The sequence below is a fragment of the Falsihalocynthiibacter arcticus genome, assembly GCF_000812665.2.
GTDB lineage: Bacteria > Pseudomonadota > Alphaproteobacteria > Rhodobacterales > Rhodobacteraceae > Falsihalocynthiibacter > Falsihalocynthiibacter arcticus.
The window spans coordinates 22,457-43,895 of the sequence record NZ_CP014327.1 but is presented as its reverse complement, the minus strand read 5'-3'; the positions used below and the strand labels follow the sequence as shown (position 1 = coordinate 43,895).

Sequence of the window (21,439 nt, the reverse complement as noted above, 5' to 3'; positions counted from 1 at the left end):
ATCAGGTTTAGGGCGCAAATTTGGCGTCCTAAGCCGCAAACGGTACGTCAAAGCTTGCCAGCCTTCGTTCAAACGTTATGGTCTGGGAGACAAGGAGTGCTGCGGTGCAGAAAAATGCGAAAACTTTAGAGTTCACACAGATCACGACAACTGCGCCAATTGCGACCAAACGGCACGGCGGGCGCGCCAAATGTCTTCAGCGACTGGTGCGGTTGGATATGCCAATTCCTCGCACACTTGCGCTTTCCTTTGATGCTGTGGCCGGAATTGCAGCCGGAATATTACCCGATACCACAGCCATGATGCGGGATTTTGGCGACGGTACCCTTGTTTCCGTGCGGCCAAGTTCCGAAGATCCCGATTGGGGCGGTCCGCGCGCCGTTTTGAACATTGGAATGAATGACGCACGCCATGCACAGATGGAATTGTCGGTAGGGAAAGCGAGCGCGAATGCCCTTTATTTGCGCTTTATTCAAGCTTATGCCGTTCATGTCGCACGCCTTGATGCCGACATGTTTGAGGATCAACCCTTTGACAAGAACGACCCTGATGGGGACAGCGCCTTGCAATCTGCTCTGCGCGCCTATGAGGATGAAACGGACGAGAAGTTTCCGCAAGACCCAGCCCAGCAGCTCGCCGAGGTGCTCCGTTCGATGGCGCGCGCTTGGTCTGGAACCACCGCACGTCTTCTGCGCAGCGCAAAAGGTGCTCCGGAGGACGCGGGTCTTGGGTTGGTCGTGCAAGAAATGGCCCTGGGTGTTGGTCATGACAACAGCGGCTCTGGCGTTATTCAATTTGTCGACAGCGAAACAGGCCTTCCGCAGATTACAGGACGCTACAAATGCCAGAGCCAAGGCCGTGATGCGCTTGGCGCTCAAAGGGACGCGTTGTTTTTAAACAAAGACCCGCGAGGAGATTCGCTTCAAGATATGTTGCCTGAGCAATTTGATCGCCTTGTTGAATTGGGCGGAATGGCGCGGCGCAGTTTGCGAGAAGAAATGCAAATCGAGTTCACGATTGAGGGCGGTGTTTTGCATATTCTGGATGCGGTGCGGGTTAACCGGCGCGCCCGAGCCGCGTTGCGTATTGCCGTTGATCTTGCGCGTGATGACGTCATTGCGCGTGAAGAAGCGATCATGCGGATCAACCCACATTCGCTGACAGAACTCTTGCACCCTCATGTGGATCCTCTTGCCGAGCGCGACATCCTTGCGCGCGGTATTGGTGCCAGCCCCGGCGCGGCGCTAGGGCGGATCGTGTTTTCAGCGACGGCGGCACAAGCGGCTGCGGCAAAGGGGGATGCCGTGATCCTCGTCAGGCGTGAAACCTCCCCCGAAGATATTCGGGGCATGCACGCTTCTGTTGCTGTTGTGACTGAAAAAGGTGGGATGACCAGCCACGCGGCTGTGATTGCACGCGGATTGGGTTTGCCTTGTATCGTTGGTGCGTTCGATCTTGTGATAAATTCCAAGGATAAAACACTCACCACACCCAACAATCGCCGCTTTGTCGAAGGCGATCTTCTCACGGTTGATGGTTCTTTAGGGGAAGTGCTGGCGGGGGAGCCAAAATTGCTCGACGCCGCCTTGGACGACGCCTTTACGACCCTCCTCGACTGGGCGGATGATGCCCGTGATATCGATGTGCGCGCCAACGCAGACACCCCCTCAGATGCGAAAACGGCCCGCAGATTTGCCGCTCAGGGTATTGGGTTGTGTCGAACGGAGCACATGTTCTTTGAAGACGACCGGCTAACGGTGATGCGTGAAATGATTTTCGCCAATGGGCCAGAAGACCGACGCGCAGCATTGGATCGCTTAATGCCTATGCAACGCGCTGATTTCATAGAGCTTTTTGAGATCATGAAGGGACAGTCGGTTTGTATTCGCCTTTTTGATCCGCCACTCCATGAATTCCTCCCTTCCACACGCGAAGGAATCCATGAACTCGCAGAAGCATTGGACTTGCCGTTGTCGACGGTGACCGCGCGGATTGAAGCTTTGACGGAGTTCAATCCGATGTTGGGGATGCGGGGCGTTCGGTTGGGGATCACAATTCCCGAAATCTATGATATGCAAGCGCGCGCTATTTTCGAAGCCGCCGTTGAAGTGACGCGACGCGGGGATACGGTTGTTCCTGAAATCATGATCCCGCTGGTGTCCGCGCAAAAAGAAGCGGAATTGGTGAAATCACGAATTGATTCCGTGGCTGCGGCAGTGCGCTTCACGGAAGGCGTGGATTTCACCTTTCGCTTGGGCGTGATGGTCGAAACCCCTCGTGCAGCGTTACGCGCTGGGGATATCGCCCTAAACACCGATTTCTTAAGTTTCGGAACAAACGATTTGACACAAATGACCTATGGGTTGTCGCGGGACGACGCCGCACGGTTCATGTTTGATTATGTCCGTCTGGGTGTTTACGCCGAAGACCCTTTCCATGTTTTGGACACGGACGGCGTTGGCGAACTCCTGACAATCGGTGCGGAACGCGGCCGCGCTGCGCGTCCTCAGATCGTTCTGGGCATCTGTGGCGAGCACGGTGGGAATCCAGAATCGATTGCCTTTTGTCGGCGTGCGGGATTCGATTATGTGTCGTGTTCACCCTATCGCGTTCCGGTTGCGCGCCTCGCTGCTGCACAGCTAGCGATTGCAGACAAGTGGCGGTCCTAGGGGCGTTTCTTTGGCTAAGATATTGTTTTAATTTATATAAATTTGAGCGAAACTGATTGCTGACAGTTGTTTCCATATTTGGGGGTAATTGGGGGTTTCTCGCACGTTTGTCGCAGTAAAGATTCAGGTGTAGACAAGCCCACCTTTTTTGCCTACATCACCTGCCGGTCGGGGCCGTGGGGGCTGCTGATCCACAGATGTGGGTTGAAAATGGGTGAAAATATGTTTTTCCAGATGATAAAAACGACGCTTCCAAGGGCTGCAACCAAGTCGGTTCGCGGCCCTCTATTGCGCGGACTTGTCCTGTGCGTTGCCATGACTGGTCCCGTTTGGGCAAGCGACACGGTGACCGGAACAAAGACCGTTCCACACAGTACACACCAATCTGAAAAAAATCCCAACTCCTTTCTCAAGTTTTTTATTGGCCGCAGTCAGAAAACAGCAAAAACCAAAAGTTTTGAGTATAGCAAATCCTGGTTGGCGTCCCAAAAGCCCGCTTCGGGCGATGATCAGTGGGCGTGCTTGAGTGAAGCGCTCTATTTTGAGGCGCGTGGCGAAAGTGTTAAAGGGCAATTTGCGGTGGCCGAGGTTATTTTGAACCGTGTCGAAAGTGCAAAATACCCGAATTCTGTCTGCGGTGTGATTAAGCAGGGCACAGGCAAGAAATACCAATGCCAATTTACCTATACTTGCGATGGGAAAAAGGAACTCTATAACGAGGCCTCCGCGCGAAAAAGCACGCAGAAGATAGCCGCAGCCTTATTGTCCGGCGCTGTGCCGCGCTCCTTGACCAAGGGCGCGACCCATTATCACACCAAGGCCGTCAAACCGTCGTGGTCCAAGAAATTCCCTCGCGTCGCAGCGATTGGTGTGCATTATTTCTATCGCCAACCCGGGGCTGGGACGAATAAATCCTAAGCTGCGCTCACATCCGCCGTTAACGATGATTTTACTGGTTTGCTCGCTAGTCGCGCTGTACATATCCGACAACAATCGGGATTACACATGACAGTTGAGCCTAGCGCACATTTTTTACATCCAATTGAGCGATCCTCGGTGCTGCGCCCTACGGGTGTTTTGGATCGTATTTCCCTGCGCGATCACATTGTGGCCGTTGAAATTGGAGCCTTTGAAGTTGAGCGCGCGGTCACACAGCGGTTGTCCTTCAACGTCGTAGTTGAGGTTTCGGATGTCCAAAAGCCGCTCGATGATGATGTCGATAAAATTCTCTCGTATGATCGTGTTACGGACGCTATTTCAAGTGCTCTCACGCGTTCTCGCGTAAATCTTCTTGAAACATTGGCAGAAGATATTGCCACTTTGATTTTGGCCGCCCCCCAAGCACAGCGGGTTTTCGTACGCATTGAAAAACTGGATCGTGGCGCAGGGAAGCTTGGTGTCGAGATCGTCCGCGACGCCCTTACCGTGGGGAAAGCGCGTTCGGATTGGTCGGGTTTGGCTCCGCTGATCGTTGCCGTTCCAAATCACTTGTCACTCTCTGAATGGGTCTCGATTTTTCACACCCATGCCCGTCCGGTTCTTCTCCTGCCAGAAATGTGCCTTGATTTTGCGGCGACACAAGACGAGATTGCCAACCAACGGCTGGAGTTATTGGCGTGGGACAGCGCGGCTTGGACCCTCTCATCGCGCAATGAGCACGTCGGTGTCGTTGGGAGCCGTACGGAAATGGAGTGGGGGTTCGGTCAGGGGCGTGTCAACGTTTGGGCGCCAATGAAGCAAGTTCTCGATAGCCCTCATCCGCCCCAGAGTTTTGGCGCTGAGAGGCTGGCCTTTTGGCTGGCAAAGCAGCACGCTGGGCAGGTCGTCGGATTGGACTGCCCGATTGGCGTTGAAATCACAGACCCCACCCAGTTTTTGGACCTGGCATGACGGTTTACTACCGCGCCATTCCGCGAACCGACCAAGCAAAGCCAGAAGGCGCCGTTGCCCTTGCTGGTGGTTGGTGTTGGTTTGATCAAGTGGAAGTCCTACAAAAGGGGGCCGCTGCGCACCTCATTCCCGCGCGTGAAACCCCACATGACGTTCTGCAACGCATGACCTCTCCGCGCGCTGATATCGCGTCCTTGGACATGGGGAGCCCCAATATTATGGGCATTTTAAACGTGACGCCCGACAGTTTTTCTGACGGAGGCAAATTTGCGTCAACTGCCTCGGCAGTTGAGCAGGCAGAGCGAATGATTTCTGACGGCGTCAACATCCTTGATATTGGCGGGGAATCTACGCGCCCCGGAGCGCTCGACGTTTCGATTTCCGATGAGATTGCGCGGGTGGTTCCTGTAATTGCGACCGTTCGCGCCCAAAGTGATATTGCGATTTCAATTGATACACGCAAATCAGACGTCGCGCAGGCGGCCATGCACGCAGGCGCAACATTTGTGAATGATGTGTCCGCGATGGGTTTTGACGCCAAGATTGCGACTGTCGCTGCGCAGGCGAAAACCCCGATTTGTTTGATGCACGCGCAAGGACAACCAAAAGACATGCAAGTCGACCCGCGCTATGAGAACGTAGTTCTGGATATTTACGACTATCTTGCTCATCGGATTGAAATTGCCGTTCAGGCAGGTGTCGAGCGCGCGCAAATTGTTGTTGATCCCGGTATTGGTTTTGGCAAAACTCAAGGCCATAACCTTGCGATTTTACGCGGAATTAGCCTGTTCCATTCCCTTGGTTGCCCCGTTCTGTTGGGCGCGTCGCGGAAAAAATTCATCGGTGATATTACGCAAGAACCAATTGCAGAACTCCGTGTCGGTGGGTCACTTGCTGTGGCGCTCAAAGCGGTATCACAGGGGGTTCAGATTTTGCGCGTCCATGATACAAAAGAAACAAAGCAAGCCATACGGCTCGCACAAAAAATCTAATGTAAAAGGTGACTTATGGGCGATTTATTTGGAACGGACGGTGTGCGTGGTCAGGCAAACTCCTACCCGATGACAGCAGAAGTGGCGCTGAAATTGGGTGCGGCGGCCGGTCGGTACTTTCGAACAGACGGCCAAAATCGCCATCGCGTTGTGATCGGCAAGGACACACGGCTTTCGGGATACATGCTCGAAAACGCCCTGACGGCGGGCTTGACGAGTACGGGAATGAATGTCCTTCTTTTGGGGCCGGTTCCCACGCCCGCTGTAGGCTTTTTGACCCGCTCAATGCGGGCTGATATCGGCATCATGATTTCAGCAAGCCACAATCCGCACCAAGACAATGGGATTAAGTTTTTTGGGCCCGATGGTTTTAAACTTTCTGATGGTGCGCAAAACCAGATTGAAAAGATACTTAAAGGCGAAATTGCCCCCGCAAAGCCAGAAAATATTGGCCGTGCGCGTCGTGTCGAAGATGGCTTGGGCCGCTATATTGAGTATGCAAAAACAACATTCCCATCCCGCGGAAGACTCTCTGGTCTGAAGGTCGTTGTGGATTGTGCCAATGGCGCGGCCTATCGCGCAGCACCCGAAGTGCTTTGGGAGCTCGGAGCGGAAGTAATTCCCATCGGTGTTTCTCCTAACGGATTCAATATTAACGATAAATGTGGTTCAACGCATACTGAAACCGCCGCGCAAGCGGTGGTACAACACGGTGCCGATTTGGGCATATGTTTGGACGGTGATGCCGATCGAATTATGATCATCGATGAGAACGGGAAGGTCGCTGACGGCGATCAGATTATGGCTTTGCTGGCTGACCGATGGGCGCTCGACGGACGTCTTTCCGGGGCGACGTTGGTGTCGACAGTCATGTCTAATTTGGGGCTGGAACGCTTTCTTTCTGCACGGGGCATAAACCTTCTGCGCACGAATGTCGGTGACCGCTATGTCGTTGAGGCGATGCGCGCAGGGGGCTTTAATCTGGGCGGAGAGCAGTCGGGGCACATTGTGATGACAGACTATGCCACCACCGGTGATGGGTTGATCGCTGGTCTTCAGTTTATGGCAGAGATGGCGCAGTCTGGAGACAAGGCGAGTACCCTGACGCAAAACTTCACTTCCGTGCCGCAAATGTTGAAAAACGTCAAATACAAAGGTAATATTGACCCATTATCACTTGAAAAAGTTGCATTAGTGATTGCTGATGGTGAAGCCAAACTGGCAAAAACAGGCCGTCTTGTTATCCGTAAATCTGGCACTGAGCCTCTTATTCGTGTTATGGGCGAGGACGAAGATCTCTCGAGGCTGACCAATGTTGTCGACGAAATCGTCGGGGTGATTGAATCCGTCTGCTAGGCGCGCCATTTTTGGCTAACGGCGACACCAAATAGGATAAGCCCCAGAGCTGGTAACAGTTGTGGGGGCATTGTTTCACCTAGCAATGTGACGCCGAAAACAACCGACCAAATCGGGACTTGATAATTTGAGAGGCCGAGAAATGACGGCCCCGCCTCGCGAATGACGGAAACGAGGAGGAGGGTGGCCAAGGCCGTCGGGAAGAGCCCCAAATATAGAGTTGCGAGGACAGGACCGATGGGGAACTCAGTCGGTACCCCGTCAAACCAAAGCGCCAAACCCACGCTGACAACCGACGCCATCAAAAGCGCCGCGGCACTAAAGCTCTTGTGCGAAACGGGTGGGGCGCGCCGCGTGATAATCGAGCTACACGCATAGGACGCGGCGGCGAGGAAGCATGCCAGCCGCCCAACACTTTCTATTTGGGTTCCCGACGAGACAAATGCGTCCTTTCCAACAAGCAGCGCAACACCTGCAAAGCCGATCAAAAATCCAATAGCTTTTCGAACTGTCAGTCGATCACTTGGTACAAAAATATGCGCCAGAGGTAACACAATCAGAGGAACTGCAGCCATGGAAACACCTGCAAATCCGGAAGTAACATAGCCTTGGCCCCAAGAGAGAAGCGCAAACGGCACCGCATTTGCAAAGACACCAAGCCCTAAGGCCGAAAGCCAAATGTGTCGTGCATTCGGGCCTCGCGTATCTGGCAATCCGGTGCCCGCGACGTAAGTAACTACACATAGAACACTGGCGGCAATGGTAATTCGAATGGCCGCGACCCAGAGAGCAGTAAAGCCTGCAATCGCGAACTCAATGAACATAAAGGATGCGCCCCAAAGCGCGCCAAGGAGAAGAATTCGTCCCCAGTTTTTAAGTCCTGCTTGGGCAAACATAGCGCATCCTCTCAACGAAAAAAGGCGCCGCGATGGGCGCCTTTTCCCAAGTATTTAAATGGTTTAGTTCTTTTCGTGGTCGACAAGTTTGCCTGCGGAAATCCATGGCATCATGCCACGAAGTTTCGCGCCAACTTCTTCGATTTGGTGCTCATCGTTCATGCGACGTGTCCCCTTGAAGAAGGGCTGACCAACAGCGTTTTCAAGCATGAAGTCACGTACAAACTTACCAGTTTGGATGTCTGTGAGAATGCCTTTCATCGCCGCTTTGGTTTCAGCGTAAGGAAGAACGCGTGGGCCAGAAACATACTCGCCATACTCAGCAGTATTGGAAATCGAGTAGTTCATGTTGGCAATGCCGCCTTCATAGATCAGGTCCACAATGAGTTTTGTCTCGTGAAGACACTCAAAATATGCCATTTCAGGCGCGTAGCCAGCTTCAACAAGGGTTTCAAAGCCCATGCGGATTAGCTCAACGATACCACCACAGAGCACAGCTTGTTCGCCAAAGAGGTCGGTTTCGCATTCTTCGCGGAAGTTGGTTTCAATCACACCAGAACGACCGCCACCGATTGCGGAACAATAGGAAAGACCGATTTCGAGAGCTTTACCTGTCGCGTCATTGTCAACAGCAACGAGGCAAGGAACGCCGCCGCCTTTAACGTATTCGCCGCGAACCGTATGGCCTGGGCCTTTTGGCGCCATCATGATGACGTCGATGCCTTCTTTGGGAGTGATCAGACCAAAGTGAACATTCAAGCCGTGCGCAAATGCAATTGCTGCGCCGGGTTTGATGTTGTCGTGCACGTATTTTTTGTATGTTTCTGCCTGAAGCTCGTCGGGCATTGTGAACATGATAACGTCACACCAAGCAGCAGCTTCGGCGATTCCCATAACTTTCAGGCCTTCGCTCTCGGCTTTTTTCTGGGATGGGGAGCCGTCACGCAGGGCAACAACGAGGTTTTTCGCACCCGAGTCACGCAGGTTGAGCGCATGTGCGTGGCCTTGCGAACCATAGCCGAGGATGGCAACTTTTTTGTCTTTGATCAGGTTAATGTCGCAATCGCGATCGTAATAAACACGCATGTCGGTGCTCCTTTTGTTAAGCAATGTAGTGTTGTGGTGAAAATAGCGAATTTCGCATGGTATTATTTGTCGAAATGAATAAAATGTCCTCATGTTTGGTGTTTTCTATTCGCCAAATTTGGGTTTTTAGGAAATTTCATGCTTACCGATGAAATATCACGCAGAATTCTTCGGCATATGCAGGCCGAACCTGATTTGCCGATGGCCGAACTCGCTCAAAGGGCGGGACTTGCGGCCGGAACTTGTGCTCGGCGGCTTGAAAAAATGCGTGAAGCCGGAATTTATCAAGGTGTTCAGGCCATTATCAACTGGGCGGCCCTTGGTTATAGCGTTGAGGTGTCGCTTCGGGTGACGTTGGACAAAACTCAGTCGCGGGCGTTTGACGAATTCATTGAAGAGGCACGCAAAATACCAGAGGTTTCGGAAATTCACACTTTCCTTGGTCGCGTCGACGTGAGGCTTGCGGTTCTTGCACGTGATATGGCGCATTATCAGGAAATATACAAAACGCGTATCCTGACCCTGCCACATATTGCGGATATTGAGGCGCTTATGCAGGTCGCTGCGATTAAGATGTCGGAGGATTTGCCCCTATGATTGACCTTGATGAAATCGATCGTAGCTTACTGCGCGCTTTGGCGAAGGATGCCAGTCAATCCGCTGGGGCCTTGGGAAAACGGTTCGGCCTGTCCCAACCCGCCACATGGCGCCGGATTAAACGTCTAGAAGACGCCAAAATTATTGTCGGACGTCGGCTTGTGCTGAATCGAGAAGCGCTGGGATTTGGAGTAACGGTGTTTTTGGGGGTAAAACTGGCCACCAAGGGACGGGTTAGTCTTGAGGATTTTGAACGCGCGGTCACGGCGATTCCTGAAGTTCAGGCCGTGCACCACGTGTTGGGAATGTATGATTATCGCTTGCGGGTCGTGGCCCGCGACCTTGCCGATTTTGAGCGTGTTTTACGACGGCGCGTGATGACCCTTCCGGGAATTGGCAATGTTGAGGCCAATGTCCTCTTAAGTGAAGAACGATGTCCTGGGCCGATTGGTTAGCTTAACGCATGCCCAGGCCAGCTTTCATAAGGGTTTTCCGAATGGGCGCGACCGAATAAAACGTGTTCAAAGCGCCGGCCCGTAAGTCACGTAATCCCTGCGCACCAACCATTGAGGCGCGGTTGAGTAGATCGACGCCCGTGACGCGTATTTGGGCTTCCCTATGGCGCAACCTGTTATATTTTTCGAGCATTTTCGGGGTCCCAAGGGTCGCTGGATCGGATGTCGCGAGGTCGAGGAGGACGCGTAAGTCGCCTAAACTCATGTTTAAGCCCTGTGCACCAATCGGTGGAACAACGTGGGCTGCCTCGGCCATCAGCGCCGTGCGTTGGCCATACATTGTGGCGGCGATTTGGCTGATGATCGGCCAACTGCTGCGCTGGCTTTCAAGGGTGAGAGGGCCGAGAATACCTGCTGATCTCAAGGTGATTTTCTCTTCGAACACCTCTATTGATAGGGTTGCAAGGCTGTCGATCTTCGCGGCTTTTTCCATCCAAACAACAGCGGAAAAGTGTTTTCCATCGTGATCGGGGAGGGGCACGAGGGTAAAGGGGCCTCCGCTTCTGTGTACTTCGGTCGAAACATTTTCGTGCGAAGGTGCATGCGAAACGGAAAAAACGAGCGCCTTTTGACCGTAACGAATTGTTTTTACAGGGATATCCAACGCCGCGCGCACATTTGAATTTCGTCCATCCGCCGCGATAAGGAGCTTGGTCGAAATAGACGCCCCATCCGTCAGGCGAACGATGGCGGATGTTTCGCGGGTTACAACATCTTGGGTTCCAATCCCTGCGCGAAAGGTTACATTCGCAAGCGTTTCAATTTTCGCCAAAATTTCGCGTCGCAGAAGCCAATTTGGTAGGTTCCAGCCGAAAGGTAAGTCACTGATATCGCTGGCGTTGAAGTCTTTGATAAGGCGCGCTTCTGGCAATTCGCCACCCGCATCGACGATGCGCATCGTTTGCAAAGGGGCCGCATAGGGCGCGAGCGAATCCCAAAGGCCCACATCGATCAACGTCTGGCGAGCCGGTTGCAAAAACGCCGTCGTGCGTCGGTCTGCTTGTGGGTTAGACGATTCAGTTATCGGCGGGGTCGGGTCAACACAGATGACGGAAAAACCCGCCGCTCCAAACGCCGCCGCGGCCGTAAGACCGGCAATTCCGCCGCCCGAAACTAAAATATCTGTGTGGGATCTATTCATGCCTTAGATGTAAGCTGCAAGAGGGCGCTCGAAAACCCCTCCTAGACCAACTGCGACAGAAAAGTCGTTAGGTCGGAGGTATGATAATGAATGTGATCTTGGCGCGATTGCTCGGGGGCCACGTGAATCGTGCGCATTCCCATGGCATGTGGCGCAATGAGGTTGCGGGTATCATCCTCAAACATTGCTGCGGATGAGGGAATGGTTCCGTCCTTTGAAAATATGGTTTCAAATGCCGCGCGCTCGGGTTTGGGGCGGAAATTTGCATGCTCCACACCGTAAATTGCATCAAAAATGCCATCAAGGCCCCGCGCCCTTAGAACCCGTTCGGCATAGGGCGCCGTGCCATTTGTATAGACAATTTTACGTCCGGGGAGCGCTGAAATCCGCTCTGCTAACGCGGGGGCAGGGCGCATATGCGACATTGAGATATCATGGACATGAGTTAAATAGGGGGCTGGATCGACGCCATGCTCATCCATTAATCCGGTCAAGGTTGTTCCGTATTTCTGCCAATAGTGCTGGCGCAGATAATTGGCCTGTTTTTCATCTACATTGAGAGCGGTCATGACGAAATCGGTCATGCGCACCTCGATTTGGTCAAACAGGCGGTCCGAAGGTGGATATAGCGTATTGTCAAGGTCAAATACCCAATGTTTGATGTGGGAAAATGCGGGCATTGGAGTTTTAGTTTGTTTTTGCATAAACGCATTGTAGGGAGTTGTGATTGAAGCAGCAACGGGGTTGATCGCGAATGCCGCACGGGAGTAGGGTGCGGATACGCGAGGGGAAGCACATGAGTGAGCACAAGAACGGTCAAAAAGATGCGTATGCGTTGGTTTTAAGCGCAATCGACGTCGGAATTTATCGGCCGGGGGATCGATTGGTTGAGAGCGAATTGGCTGAGCAGTTTGGCGTTTCCCGCACGCCCATTCGAGAGGCCCTTCAACGGCTTGAAACACAATCCCTTTTAACCCGCGATGGTCGCAGTTTGATTGTGGCTTCCCTTGATCACAATCAGTTAGCGGAATTATATGTGGTGCGGACCGAGCTTGAAGGGCTCGCGGCCCGTTTAGCTGCACGCCATGCCGCGCCAGAGGAAATCCGTGTTTTACGCGAAATGGTTGAAGAGGATCGCGGTTTTTTAAGCGATCCGGAAGCACTGTCGTTGGCCAACAGAAGATTTCACAAGCAAATTCACCTCGCTTCGCACAATCGCTACCTAGTTCAGCAGTTGGATTTGGTGCATCGTACGATGGCTCTCCTTGCGACCACCTCTTTGGCGGTCAAAGGACGGGGCGAAACGGCGCTCAATGAGCATGAAGCCATTGTCGCAGCGCTGGAAAAACGGGACGGTGAAGCCGCACATTTGGCGCTAAAAAACCATATTTCAAAGGCCTTTGAAACGCGTCTCAAACTTGATGCCTTGAGTGTCCGAATTTAATTATGGCGCTTATTTCAAACTCTATTTGACGATTCCACTACCTTTTCCGCGTAAAGGCCATGCTCTGTTTTATCCCAATAGAATGGGCGTACAATAAGTTCAAAGATGCCTTTGTAAGACGCTAAAGCTCCTAGCGGAAAATAAAAGTGAAGCGTCGGAACCCACCACAGAAGATGTCTGTGTCGTGGGCCCGAAACCGCCATCATTCCAACAGAAATTGATAGGATCTCAGATAGGAAAAAAATGATCCCGAGCGCAATTATCGCGTGACTAGGAAGGATCATTTTAATCGGGTGATGATCAATGAAAGGGACGAGCCAAAAAGACCATAAGAGAGGGGCCAAAATATACTGGCTGAGGGTACCTAGAAACAGGAGTTGGACGCCAAGAAAGCGCCATGGTCCCAAGTCCTTTAGAAGTTTCGCAGGGTTACGCATATGGACCGTCCACGTGATTGCATAGCCTTTAAGCCACCGAGAACGTTGCTTAATCCACGGCCAGTAGCGGCAATTCGCTTCCTCATAGGTAACTGTTGGGAGAACTTCCGTTCGATATCCGTGCCGCGCAAGGCGAATTCCGAGGTCTGCATTCTCAGTGACATTATGTGCGTCCCAACCCCCAAGTTTTTCAAGCGCTTCGCGCCGAAAAAAAAGCGTTGTGCCGCCAAGGGGAATAGCAAAGCCAATTTTTTCAAGCCCCGGCAGAATCACGCGAAACCATGTCGCATATTCGACGGTAAAGCATCGCGCCAGCCAGTTCGTTTGCGCATTGTAAAAGTCTAAAACGCCTTGCAGGCAAGCAACGTCTTGTCCACGTTCATGAAAACGTCGAACCACTGCATGGATCTGGCCTTCCTCAGGGGCGTCTTCGGCGTCATACACTCCGATGATTGTCCCTCGGCAGAAATCCAACGCATAATTCAAGGCCCGTGGTTTGGTCCTTACCGCCCCAGTTGGCACGGTCACCACACGGGCCCATTTGGGCAAATCGGCCTCGGCGAGGGCCTGTGTCGTCGTATGGTCATCGGCCTCTACGACGAGGCAAATGTCCAACAATTCCTTTGGGTAGGACAGTTTGGAAAGGCGTCGGATAAGCTGGCTTGCAACTTTTCGCTCTTTGTAAAGAGGGACCATGATGGACACCACGGGAAGGCGCGCAATTGACGGAGATTTATGGTGTCGAAACCCTGACGTTTCCTTTTTTCTGAAATTTGAGACTTGGGTTGCCGCTGCTGCGAATTTTAGGGCGGAACTCGCGATCAAAATAAGAACTGCCCAACCAAAAAAGAAGGAAATAACGAATTTCGGAACTAACAATATTCCCATAATTATAAAGAGAATAAGGGAGATCGCGAACCGTTTTTTCTGCGGAGTATGCCAGTTGCGGCAACTCTCTTCTTCGCGAACGCAGGTCTCAGCACTATGCGTTAAGTAGGTTTGCCGAACCCGCTCTAGGGCACTAAAAACTTGGGTCTCTGAGGCGATTGCCATACGTACAGGACCAAAATTCTCAGGGAGGTTGCGAAGCACTTCTGCAAATTCTGCAGGGCGGGCAGTGCAGATAATCGTTACGATCCCGACCTGTTTCCAAGGCAAGAAACGCCCTTTTAGGCATACTTTTGCGCCAATGGCGTCAATAAGGCGGGCGTCCGGCTGCTCAAAGTTTAAATCTACGAACTGCGCCCCCCATTGCTTTGAGAGTCCGCGATAAAGGTCTTGGTCAGTCACGAGGTCGTGGGCGATCAAAATATCGCCTATTTGGACTTCTTGCCGTGCCTGCAGTGCCAGCGCTTTCACGAGGTCACCGGGCGAAAGAGCGCCGTTTTGCACGAGGATTTGGCCAATAGGAGTCCGTCCACGCTCGGCTCCTGGCTGATGTGGAGCAACCGTAGCGAACGGTCGCACAGTACGAAGTTGGGTCAGTTGCATGGTGCAGGCGACGTCCTATGAGGGCACGCCTACATTTACTGGGAATGGTTAATGTGCGATTAACCGACGCGTAAAGAGTGCTACTTTTCCATCGCTTTTACAAAACGCTCAAAGAGGTAATAGCTGTCTTGAGGGCCGGGAGAGGCTTCGGGGTGGTATTGGACCGAAAATACCGGTTTTCCGTCGACTCGAAGGCCGCAATTGGAACCGTCAAAAAGGGAAATATGGGTCTCAACGACGCCTTTGGGAAGGGATTGAGAATCGACCGCAAATCCGTGGTTCATTGACGTTATTTCAACTTTTCCGGTGTCTTTATCTTTAACAGGGTGGTTTGCACCGTGGTGGCCGTGGCTCATTTTGACTGTTTTTGCTCCCAAGGCCAAAGCAAGCATTTGGTGGCCAAGGCAAATACCGAAAACGGGAATGTCGGCCTTGAGAATACCTTGGATCATTGGCACGGCATAGACGCCCGTTGCCGCGGGATCACCGGGACCGTTTGAAAGGAACACACCTTCGGGGGCGTGGGCCAAGATTTCTTCGGCGGTCGCGGTGGCGGGAAGCACTGTGACGTCGCAGCCAGCGGAGGCGAGGCAGCGTAGAATGTTGCGCTTGGCGCCGAAGTCAATCGCAACGACTTTGTGGCCGGGCTTCGTGGTTTTTGAGTATCCGTCAGGCCAAACCCAGCGTTGCTCATCCCAGGTATAGGACTGCGCGCAGGTCACTTCTTTGGCGAGGTCGAGGCCTTCTAAACCTTTGAACGAGCGCGCTTTTTCTACGAGATCGGCGATATCAAAAACGCCGCCCTCAGAATAGGAAAGAGCCACATGCGGCGCGCCTTGTTGGCGGATTGCGCGGGTGAGGCGGCGTGTATCAAGGCCACCAATTCCGATGCGTCCGCGCCGTTTGAGCCAGACGGTCAATTCTTCGGTTGCGCGCCAATTGCTGGCGTCGGTGGGGTCCCATTTGACCACCATTCCGGAGGCAAAAGGATCGGCAGTTTCGTCGTCTTCGGGGGTGACGCCGGTGTTGCCAATATGGGGGAAGGTGAAGGTGACGATTTGGCCCGCATAGGAGGGGTCGGTCATGATTTCCTGATAACCGGTCATGGCTGTATTAAAGCAAAGCTCTGCGATCTCGGTGCCCTCGGCTCCAAACCCATAGCCGTAAAACAGGGTGCCATCCGCAAGCGCAAGGCAGGCGGTGGGATGTGGTGAAGCGGAAGGTTTAAACGATGTGGCGGCAGACATGGGCGACTCCTTAGGCAAATCGGGCGCAAACTTGTCGGAAACTAATGGCGGACGGCAACAGGGTCAAGGGGGCAAAAGAAAATAGATTAGTGTTAATATTCAATATGTTACCAATATAGACGGAGGTTGAAAGCTTAGAGATCACAGAGTATTGTCCTAGGTCTTAACTTTTCGGAAACCAGGGGATGGAAACCGATGGACATGAGAACAAGAATTACGACGGCGATGAAAGAGGCGATGAAAGCAAAGGAAGCGGCTCGGCTTTCCACGCTACGTCTTATCAACGCTGCAATTAAAGATCGTGACATCGCTTTGCGCGGTGAGGGCGACGATTCTGGGGTGGCGGGAGATGAAATTCTCGGAATCCTGGGAAAAATGGTCAAACAGCGTCAGGAAAGTGCGCGCGCCTATGAAGAAGGTGGTCGTCTTGAATTGGCGGAGAAAGAGCTGCAAGAGATTGTAGTTATTGAAGAATTTCTGCCGCGTCAACTTGATGCGGATGAGAGCGAAGCCGCTGTTGTGGACGCGATCAAATCGGTCGGGGCTGAGTCTATTCGTGACATGGGCAAGGTCATGGGCGTGCTGAAATCCAAGTATACTGGGCAAATGGACTTCGGACGGGTTGGACCGCTGGTCAAGGACAGACTAGGCTAAAACAGCCGTAAGTTTTCCATATGATTTGCATATGTTTTTCATATGCGCGTTTCTTAAAAAGGCAGGGCTTGATTTTGGCCCTGCCTTTTGCGTTCGCGGGGAAGATGAATCCGCTAAAGGCCGAGCTGTTGGCTCAGCTTTTTGTACTCCTCCCAACGGGGAAAACCTCTGTACTTGGTGGAGCCATAGGTGGTGCCGTATTTATAGGGAAGGAAGGCGACAAATTCGCCAACTTCATCGAGCATGTCTAAGCCGTAGACCGAACCAATATGATACTGATAGCGGACAACCTTTTCTTTTTGGGAATAGAGCTGGCCGTTCCACATCCATTTGCAGGTGAGGACGTTGATCTCCTCGGCACCGTCGACTTTCCAGACCCCTTTGCACACGCGCGGTCCCTCTGGATGGTGGCTGAACGACAGAAGGCCGCCGTTTCGGGCCTGATAGATTTGGCCGTTGGCATGGGTGTCAAAGCTGTTACCGGAAAGCATCCGCGCGACCTGAATTTCATTGGCGAGGGGACCCGAACCGGGAACATCGTTTGGCCCGCCAGAGCAGGCCGCCATGAGCAGTAGGCTCAAGGCGCCGGTTTTCAGAATGAACCTCCAATTGGCCGAGACGAACAAAGGTATTCCTTTAGTGGGGCGCACGACCCTCTTGCCGTGGACGCCATCATCACATCCCTTAGGTTAATGTGAGGTTATTGCGAGAGGGGGGAAGGCCCGCGTTTGGAGTTAGGTTGGGTCGCACGCAAAGGAAATTTTGCACCCACCGATCCACAGGACGACAGGGCCAACAACGACTTTGACAGGTTGGGAATGTCGCGAGCGCGCGGGGAAATTGGGTTCAAAAGGCGACCGAGGCGAATTTCTGGGTTGTTGACAGAACAAATGTTGCCGTGCTCTTCTAATGTCCTGTATGCGTCTCAAAATCATAAAAGTAACAGAATAAGGAAAACATAAGGAGATTGAAATGAAATTTGCAGTCTATTTATTTGCCGCGACCATTGCCGCACAGAGTGCTTTTGCCTCTTGTCCTACTTCTCCGCCAGAGACCGTTTGGAATACCCACGATGGGGATCAGCATGTTAACGCAGAGTATTTGCAAAAGATACTTGCGGGTAACTCGGTCAAATATGGTCGCGAAGGCACCGAGTATTATAACAATAATGGAACATATGTTTTTAGTACCTCGGCGGGCGAACTCAGAGCGCCCAGCTACAAGTATTATGAAGATGGCACGCGCTGCATCAATACAGTAAACCCGCGATTCGATCTCTTTGTTGTCAACGATAGACGCCTTATTTTGATTACGAATGACGGTACGCGCTTGGAAGGCCAAATAAAAAGATAACTTTCCATGGTGAAGGAATCTTGAATTCAAAACCTTCAAGACGTTACCGGAACGCGCGAAAAGAGCGCCTTTGTTTGACGGTATCCAGCGACAGAATCAAAATTTGACAACAAAAAAGGCCCCGCCAAGTGAATGGTGGGGCCTTTTTATTATGGGATCGGCACTCTTAGTGTGAGTGGGGTTTGTCCCAGACGCTTTGATCAACCAGTTGCTCGAATGTGTGCTCTGGGGGGGGCAAGGAAGGGTCCATTCCAGAGTGTCGGCGTATTCATTCCAGTAGTTGTTCACCGTGATTTTTTTACCGTAACGCAGCGAGTAGACCATGATGCCGATAAAGAAGATGAACGAAGCGAAGGAAAGGAACGCGCCGTAGGAGCTGATTTTGTTCCAGTAAGCGAAGGCTTCAGGATAGTCGATGTAGCGACGTGGCATGCCCTGACGACCCAAGAAGTGCTGTGGGAAGAAGGTCAGGTTTGCGCCGATAAACATCGCCCAGAAGTGCAGTTTGCCAGCCCATTCAGGATACTCACGGCCCGACATTTTACCGAAGTAAAAGTAGATGCCCGCGAAGATACAGAACACGGCCCCAAGGCTCATCACATAGTGGAAGTGGGCCACAACATAGTAGGTGTCATGATAGGCACGGTCGACGCCCGCTTGGGAAAGAACGATGCCCGTTACGCCACCAACGGTGAAGAGGAACAGGAAGCCGAGCGCCCAAAGCATGGGGGTTTTGAACTCGATCGAGCCGCCCCACATGGTGGCAATCCACGAGAAGATCTTGATGCCGGTTGGCACCGCGATCACCATTGTCGCCATCATGAAGTAGCTTTGTTGCGAGAGGGACAGGCCGACGGTGTACATGTGGTGTGCCCAGACAACGAAGCCCAGAACCCCGATACCAACCATCGCATAGACCATTGGCAAGTAACCAAAGATCGGTTTCTTGGAGAAGGTTGCGATGATGTGGGAGACGAGACCAAAACCGGGAACGATGATGATATACACTTCTGGGTGCCCAAAGAACCAAAGGATGTGTTGGTACAGGATGGGATCGCCGCCGCCTTCAGGTTGGAAGAAGGTGGTGCCGAAATTCCGGTCGGTGAGCAACATGGTGATCGCGCCAGCCAAGACGGGCAGGGACAGAAGGATCAGCCATGCAGTGACAAAGATCGACCACGCAAAGAGCGGCACTTTGTGCATTGTCATGCCGGGGGTACGCATATTGAGGAAGGTGGTGATCATGTTGATCGCGCCAAGGATCGAGCTTGCGCCCGAAACGTGGATCGCGAAAATCGCCAGATCCATCGAGAAGCCGCCCTCGGAGGTGGAAAGCGGTGGGTAAAGCACCCAGCCAACACCAGAACCGCTTTGTCCGTTGCCACCCGGGGCAAACAGCGAGGCAATACCAAGGCAGACGCCCGTGACATAAAGCCAGAAGGAGAGGTTGTTCAAACGCGGGAACGCCATATCGGGCGCGCCGATTTGCAGCGGCATGAAGTAGTTACCAAAACCACCGAAAAGGGCGGGAATAACCACGAAGAACATCATCAAGACACCATGGTAGGTGATCAAAACGTTCCAGAGGTGCCCGTTTGGCGTACAGAGTTCAGATGAATCCGCGAACAGACGTGCGCCTTCGAGACACATATACTGAACACCTGGGTTCATGAGCTCTAGGCGCATATAGACGGTGAAGGACACCGATATGAACCCGACCGCCGCGGCGACGAAAAGATACAGTAGTCCGATATCTTTGTGATTTGTAGACATAAACCAGCGGGTAAAGAAACTCCGCTCGTCGTGGTGTTCGTCGCTAGTCATAGCTGCGTCGGCCATGTCCTGCCTCCCAGTGCTTTTATAAATTGGACGCGCAGGGGCAGGCCCTGCGCGACGTGTTCCGCTCATGTCTTAGAGCGCTTCTGTTTTGTGGGCAATCATCTAGACGTCCCGACGCACTTTTTTTTCATCGTTTCCGACGAAATACGGAATTTATTCCGATGCGGGGCCCATTGTTGCAAGGAAGGCCGCAACATCTTCGCCGCCCTTTTTCAATTTAAAGGTCATTTTTGTTTTTGCGCCCGAATCGCCTGTGACCTCTTGGAGGTAGTCTTTTGGGTTTCCAACATACTCAGCGACGGCTTCTTCGTCCCAGACGATGCCCGCTTCATTTGCTGTAATAAGGCCGGAACCATATTTGAAATCTTCTTCGGACCCCATAACACGACCGACGATACCATAAAGGTTTGGACCCGTTTTGCCGCCTTTGAGGAGTACTTCATCGCCATTTGCGATCATATGGCAAGACTTACACTGCTTGAATGTTTTCTCGCCTTTCTCGATATCGCCTTCAGCAAACGCAGGGGATGCGATTGCGAGGGATGCGATCGCGGCCAAAATATGAAATTTTGTCATTAGGAACCTCTTTAGTGAGTTAAGTGTTCGCGCTGTGCCCGCATATCATAGGGAATCGACGCCGAATTAAAGGGTAAAAGCCTTTCTGCGACCATTTTGCTGTTTTATTTCGACGAACAGGGCGGCCTTAGGCTTCGTAGGGCGCGACGCACCGCTCAAAACAGCGCTTGAGAGCCACATCGACATCGCCCATTTCGACGGGCAGCCCTAAATCTACGAGGCTTGTGACCCCGTGTTCACGTATGCCACAGGGGACAATGCCGTCAAAATGCGACAGGTCGGGTTCAACGTTGATCGAGATGCCGTGAAAGCTGACCCATTTGCGCAGGCGCACGCCAATAGCGGCTATTTTGTCTTCTTGGAGGGAGCCGTCGACATTGAGGGGGCGATCAGGGCGCGTGACCCAGACCCCGACTCGTCCCGCGCGGCGCTCGCCGGTGACGTTGAATTCCGCCAAGGTGGCAATCACCCATGCTTCGAGTTGATTGACAAAGGCGCGCACGTCATGGCCGCGTTTGCCAACATCAAGCATCGCGTAGGCCACCCGTTGGCCAGGGCCGTGGTAGGTATATTGACCGCCACGTTTGCTCTCATGAACGGGGAAACGGTCGGGATCGGTGAGGTCTTCGCGTTTTGCGCTGGTGCCTGCCGTATAGAGGGGCGGGTGTTCGACCAGCCAAATGGCTTCCTCGGCCTCGCCACGGGCAATCGCGTCGGCGCGTTGCTCCATGAAGGTTACGGCCGCCTCATACTCCGTGAGACCCTCAGATAGAATCCATTCAACCACCGAAGTCTCCTCATATGCGTTTTCTGCTTTTTCCAGCCGTTCGCGTGGTCAGAAAAGGTATGGTTTCCGACGGACAAAGCCGCGTTGCCTCTGGTTAAAGGTTTCCCATGGAAACGCGCAAGAGTGCAATGGTTCGAATTCTGGGGGCGATGGCTTGGTTTTTGGGGTCGTGCGAGCAGGGGAGGCTTTGCATCGCCCCCATTTTTAAGGGATTTGGGCAGAGGAGGAGGCAGAGGTGGAAGTTTTCTGACTATTGGCGCGTTTTCCTACTTCACATCCCCGAATCCCTTGGCTATACCCCGCCCCAGACTACCAGAATATCACGTGCGGTCGTGGCGGAATGGTAGACGCGCAGCGTTGAGGTCGCTGTGGGGTAACACCCGTGGAAGTTCGAGTCTTCTCGACCGCACCAATATTTTCCCCTTAAACAGTGATATCCCTTATTTATATAAGGTTATACAGGGGTTTA

At 52.7% G+C, this 21,439-nt stretch carries 19 protein-coding genes, 1 tRNA gene and 1 pseudogene; 11 read left to right on the top strand and 10 right to left on the bottom strand.

Translation table 11 applies throughout. From position 1 onward, the window contains the following. The first annotated feature begins 77 nt into the window (after window positions 1–77). From ppdK to glmM, 5 genes are all read left to right on the top strand, one after another. Window positions 78–2,669 (top strand): pyruvate, phosphate dikinase, encoded by a 2,592-nt coding sequence (ppdK, locus tag RC74_RS00225; protein ID WP_082802144.1) that lies wholly within the window; start codon window positions 78–80, stop codon window positions 2,667–2,669. A gap of 234 nt (window positions 2,670–2,903) precedes the next feature. Beyond that, window positions 2,904–3,587 carry a cell wall hydrolase gene (locus RC74_RS00220; RefSeq protein WP_236940098.1) on the top strand — a complete coding sequence of 228 codons (684 nt, stop codon included), beginning with the start codon at window positions 2,904–2,906 and terminating at the stop codon, window positions 3,585–3,587. An 87-nt stretch (window positions 3,588–3,674) separates the two neighbouring features. After that, window positions 3,675–4,559 carry a dihydroneopterin aldolase gene (locus RC74_RS00215; protein ID WP_039002574.1) on the top strand — a complete coding sequence of 295 codons (885 nt, stop codon included), beginning with the start codon at window positions 3,675–3,677 and terminating at the stop codon, window positions 4,557–4,559. Further along, window positions 4,556–5,551 (top strand): dihydropteroate synthase, encoded by a 996-nt coding sequence (folP, locus tag RC74_RS00210; RefSeq protein WP_039002573.1) that lies wholly within the window; start codon window positions 4,556–4,558, stop codon window positions 5,549–5,551. Before RC74_RS00215 ends, folP begins: the two co-directional genes overlap by 4 nt. A 15-nt stretch (window positions 5,552–5,566) precedes the next feature. Continuing rightward, a complete protein-coding gene (gene glmM, locus RC74_RS00205) occupies window positions 5,567–6,907 on the top strand; it encodes a phosphoglucosamine mutase (protein ID WP_039002572.1) in 1,341 nt (446 codons plus the stop codon). Here glmM and RC74_RS00200 read toward each other — a convergent pair. Continuing rightward, window positions 6,904–7,803, bottom strand: a complete 900-nt coding sequence (locus RC74_RS00200; RefSeq protein WP_039002571.1) for a DMT family transporter — start codon at window positions 7,801–7,803, stop codon at window positions 6,904–6,906. The two genes, glmM and RC74_RS00200, sit on opposite strands and share 4 nt — an antisense overlap. 63 nt (window positions 7,804–7,866) lie before the next feature. Continuing rightward, window positions 7,867–8,889 (bottom strand): ketol-acid reductoisomerase, encoded by a 1,023-nt coding sequence (gene ilvC, locus RC74_RS00195; protein WP_039002570.1) that lies wholly within the window; start codon window positions 8,887–8,889, stop codon window positions 7,867–7,869. A gap of 138 nt (window positions 8,890–9,027) precedes the next feature. On the opposite strand from ilvC, the gene RC74_RS00190 reads away from it, so the two are divergent. Both RC74_RS00190 and RC74_RS00185 read left to right on the top strand, forming a co-directional pair. Next, window positions 9,028–9,486: an Lrp/AsnC family transcriptional regulator gene (locus RC74_RS00190; RefSeq protein WP_039002569.1), complete on the top strand. Its 459-nt coding sequence runs from the start codon at window positions 9,028–9,030 to the stop codon at window positions 9,484–9,486. Continuing rightward, window positions 9,483–9,941 carry an Lrp/AsnC family transcriptional regulator gene (locus tag RC74_RS00185; RefSeq protein WP_039002568.1) on the top strand — a complete coding sequence of 153 codons (459 nt, stop codon included), beginning with the start codon at window positions 9,483–9,485 and terminating at the stop codon, window positions 9,939–9,941. Before RC74_RS00190 ends, RC74_RS00185 begins: the two co-directional genes overlap by 4 nt. A 1-nt stretch (window position 9,942) precedes the next feature. Here RC74_RS00185 and RC74_RS00180 read toward each other — a convergent pair whose 3' ends face one another. Both RC74_RS00180 and RC74_RS00175 read right to left on the bottom strand, forming a co-directional pair. Then, complete coding sequence (locus RC74_RS00180; RefSeq protein WP_039002567.1) at window positions 9,943–11,142, bottom strand: UbiH/UbiF family hydroxylase; 1,200 nt, start codon at window positions 11,140–11,142, stop codon at window positions 9,943–9,945. Between the two features lie 41 nt (window positions 11,143–11,183). After that, window positions 11,184–11,846 carry a pyrimidine 5'-nucleotidase gene (locus tag RC74_RS00175; protein WP_417935168.1) on the bottom strand — a complete coding sequence of 221 codons (663 nt, stop codon included), beginning with the start codon at window positions 11,844–11,846 and terminating at the stop codon, window positions 11,184–11,186. A 92-nt stretch (window positions 11,847–11,938) separates the two neighbouring features. Between RC74_RS00175 and RC74_RS00170 the strand changes: the two genes are divergently transcribed. Next, entirely contained in the window at window positions 11,939–12,586 is a 648-nt protein-coding gene (locus RC74_RS00170; protein ID WP_039002565.1) for a GntR family transcriptional regulator, read from the top strand. 14 nt (window positions 12,587–12,600) lie between these two features. Here the strand turns inward: RC74_RS00170 and RC74_RS00165 are convergent, their stop codons facing one another. Beyond that, window positions 12,601–14,514 (bottom strand): glycosyltransferase, encoded by a 1,914-nt coding sequence (locus RC74_RS00165; protein ID WP_062628096.1) that lies wholly within the window; start codon window positions 14,512–14,514, stop codon window positions 12,601–12,603. A gap of 80 nt (window positions 14,515–14,594) precedes the next feature. Then, window positions 14,595–15,761 (bottom strand): glutamine-hydrolyzing carbamoyl-phosphate synthase small subunit, encoded by a 1,167-nt coding sequence (gene carA / locus RC74_RS00160; RefSeq protein WP_039002564.1) that lies wholly within the window; start codon window positions 15,759–15,761, stop codon window positions 14,595–14,597. Window positions 15,762–15,956: 195 nt separating this feature from the next. On the opposite strand from carA, the gene RC74_RS00155 reads away from it, so the two are divergent. Next, on the top strand, window positions 15,957–16,415 hold the full coding sequence (locus RC74_RS00155; RefSeq protein WP_039002563.1) for a GatB/YqeY domain-containing protein: 459 nt from the start codon (window positions 15,957–15,959) through the stop codon (window positions 16,413–16,415). Between the two features lie 113 nt (window positions 16,416–16,528). On the opposite strand, the gene RC74_RS00150 is transcribed toward RC74_RS00155, so the two are convergent. Then, window positions 16,529–16,996: a hypothetical protein gene (locus tag RC74_RS00150; protein ID WP_156477390.1), complete on the bottom strand. Its 468-nt coding sequence runs from the start codon at window positions 16,994–16,996 to the stop codon at window positions 16,529–16,531. 391 nt (window positions 16,997–17,387) lie between these two features. On the opposite strand from RC74_RS00150, the gene RC74_RS00145 reads away from it, so the two are divergent. Then, a complete protein-coding gene (locus RC74_RS00145) occupies window positions 17,388–17,768 on the top strand; it encodes a hypothetical protein (protein ID WP_039002560.1) in 381 nt (126 codons plus the stop codon). 166 nt (window positions 17,769–17,934) lie between these two features. Here the strand turns inward: RC74_RS00145 and RC74_RS00140 are convergent. The 3 genes and pseudogenes from RC74_RS00140 to lipB all read right to left on the bottom strand — a co-directional run bounded on the left by RC74_RS00140 (window position 17,935) and on the right by lipB (window position 20,970). Further along, window positions 17,935–19,607, bottom strand: a pseudogene (locus tag RC74_RS00140) (cytochrome c oxidase subunit I). A gap of 153 nt (window positions 19,608–19,760) precedes the next feature. Next, window positions 19,761–20,183, bottom strand: a complete 423-nt coding sequence (locus RC74_RS00135; RefSeq protein ID WP_039002558.1) for a c-type cytochrome — start codon at window positions 20,181–20,183, stop codon at window positions 19,761–19,763. Between the two features lie 127 nt (window positions 20,184–20,310). Then, complete coding sequence (lipB, locus tag RC74_RS00130) at window positions 20,311–20,970, bottom strand: lipoyl(octanoyl) transferase LipB (protein ID WP_039002557.1); 660 nt, start codon at window positions 20,968–20,970, stop codon at window positions 20,311–20,313. A gap of 326 nt (window positions 20,971–21,296) precedes the next feature. On the opposite strand from lipB, the gene RC74_RS00125 reads away from it, so the two are divergent. Beyond that, window positions 21,297–21,382: transfer RNA gene (locus tag RC74_RS00125), tRNA-Leu, on the top strand. Window positions 21,383–21,439 lie beyond the last annotated feature (57 nt).

What these genes read in the sequence shown, in the direction of transcription:
- RC74_RS00165 (WP_062628096.1), bottom strand. Translation starts at nt 14,514, where the DNA reads ATGCAACTGACCCAACTTCGTACTGTGCGACCGTTCGCTACGGTTGCT.
- RC74_RS00175 (WP_417935168.1), bottom strand. Translation starts at nt 11,846, where the DNA reads ATGCAAAAACAAACTAAAACTCCAATGCCCGCATTTTCCCACATCAAA.
- RC74_RS00200 (WP_039002571.1), bottom strand. Translation starts at nt 7,803, where the DNA reads ATGTTTGCCCAAGCAGGACTTAAAAACTGGGGACGAATTCTTCTCCTT.
- ppdK (WP_082802144.1), top strand. Translation starts at nt 78, where the DNA reads ATGGTCTGGGAGACAAGGAGTGCTGCGGTGCAGAAAAATGCGAAAACT.
- glmM (WP_039002572.1), top strand. Translation starts at nt 5,567, where the DNA reads ATGGGCGATTTATTTGGAACGGACGGTGTGCGTGGTCAGGCAAACTCC.
- RC74_RS00155 (WP_039002563.1), top strand. Translation starts at nt 15,957, where the DNA reads ATGGACATGAGAACAAGAATTACGACGGCGATGAAAGAGGCGATGAAA.
- RC74_RS00170 (WP_039002565.1), top strand. Translation starts at nt 11,939, where the DNA reads ATGAGTGAGCACAAGAACGGTCAAAAAGATGCGTATGCGTTGGTTTTA.
- folP (WP_039002573.1), top strand. Translation starts at nt 4,556, where the DNA reads ATGACGGTTTACTACCGCGCCATTCCGCGAACCGACCAAGCAAAGCCA.
- RC74_RS00220 (WP_236940098.1), top strand. Translation starts at nt 2,904, where the DNA reads ATGATAAAAACGACGCTTCCAAGGGCTGCAACCAAGTCGGTTCGCGGC.
- carA (WP_039002564.1), bottom strand. Translation starts at nt 15,761, where the DNA reads ATGTCTGCCGCCACATCGTTTAAACCTTCCGCTTCACCACATCCCACC.
- RC74_RS00135 (WP_039002558.1), bottom strand. Translation starts at nt 20,183, where the DNA reads ATGACAAAATTTCATATTTTGGCCGCGATCGCATCCCTCGCAATCGCA.
- RC74_RS00215 (WP_039002574.1), top strand. Translation starts at nt 3,675, where the DNA reads ATGACAGTTGAGCCTAGCGCACATTTTTTACATCCAATTGAGCGATCC.
- RC74_RS00145 (WP_039002560.1), top strand. Translation starts at nt 17,388, where the DNA reads ATGAAATTTGCAGTCTATTTATTTGCCGCGACCATTGCCGCACAGAGT.
- RC74_RS00185 (WP_039002568.1), top strand. Translation starts at nt 9,483, where the DNA reads ATGATTGACCTTGATGAAATCGATCGTAGCTTACTGCGCGCTTTGGCG.
- RC74_RS00180 (WP_039002567.1), bottom strand. Translation starts at nt 11,142, where the DNA reads ATGAATAGATCCCACACAGATATTTTAGTTTCGGGCGGCGGAATTGCC.
- ilvC (WP_039002570.1), bottom strand. Translation starts at nt 8,889, where the DNA reads ATGCGTGTTTATTACGATCGCGATTGCGACATTAACCTGATCAAAGAC.
- RC74_RS00190 (WP_039002569.1), top strand. Translation starts at nt 9,028, where the DNA reads ATGCTTACCGATGAAATATCACGCAGAATTCTTCGGCATATGCAGGCC.